The sequence below is a fragment of the Stenotrophomonas sp. SrG genome (genome assembly GCF_050031795.1).
Taxonomy (GTDB): Bacteria; Pseudomonadota; Gammaproteobacteria; order Xanthomonadales; family Xanthomonadaceae; genus Stenotrophomonas; species Stenotrophomonas rhizophila_A.
Map to the genome: position 1 here is coordinate 1 of NZ_JBNBBE010001278.1, position 236 is coordinate 236.

The following is a 236-nucleotide window of genomic DNA, read 5'->3' on the forward strand; positions in this document are numbered from 1 at the left end:
CGTTCCTCAAGCTGATGGCGCACCAGAAGGCGTCGGATCTTTTCATCACCGCGGGCATGCCGCCGGCGATCAAGGACAACGGCAAGATCTCGCCCATCACCCAGACCCCGCTCACGCCGCAGCAGAGCCGCGACCTGGTGCTGAACGAGATGACGCCGGCGCAGCGCGAAGAGTTCGTAAAAACCCACGAGTGCAACTTCGCCATCGGCCTGTCCGGCGTGGGCCGGTTCCGCGTG

1 pseudogene is annotated in these 236 nt (G+C 64.8%); it reads left to right on the forward strand.

The annotated features are described in order from the left end of the window. Positions 1-236, forward strand: a pseudogene (locus ACQG3P_RS23535) (type IV pili twitching motility protein PilT); the annotation flags it as partial.